The 548-nt window shown below is 46.4% G+C and carries 1 protein-coding gene; it reads left to right on the top strand.

From position 1 onward, the window contains the following. A partial coding sequence (locus R8N47_RS27655) for an AAA family ATPase (RefSeq protein WP_318186417.1) occupies positions 1-548 on the top strand: 548 nt, incomplete at both ends.

The following is a 548-nucleotide window of genomic DNA, read 5'->3' as shown; positions in this document are numbered from 1 at the left end:
ATGAACGCGAACACACCATCAAACTCTGTCTCCTTGCCGCTTTGGCTGGGGAGAGCGTCTTTCTTTTAGGTCCTCCAGGTATTGCAAAGAGTCTTATTGCAAAGCGTCTTATCCGAGCTTTTGATAACAGCAGTTACTTTGAATACTTGATGACTCGATTCTCGACACCAGAAGAAGTGTTTGGGCCTTTGAGTATCCAAGAGTTGAAGGACAACGGCCGTTATGTCCGACTCACCAAAGGTTACCTACCTACAGCGCAAGTCGTTTTCCTTGATGAGATTTGGAAAGCGGGCCCTGCGATTCTGAACACTCTGTTGACCGTCGTGAACGAAAAAACATTCAAAAATGGCAGTGACATTGAACGTGTTCCAATGCGTTTGTTGGTTTCTGCTTCCAACGAATTACCAGATGAAGACAGCGGCCTAGACGCACTGTACGACCGAATGCTCGTACGTGTGTTCGTAAACCGAATTCAAAATAAGCAAAACTTCAAATCCATGCTGACCGTTGGCACATCGCAAGAAGCGCAAATTCCGGAAGGTTTGGCA

Source organism: Vibrio sp. 2132-1, from assembly GCF_033344315.1.
The sequence above is the reverse complement of the archived record's forward strand: the minus strand, read 5'-3'. Positions and strand labels throughout refer to the sequence as shown.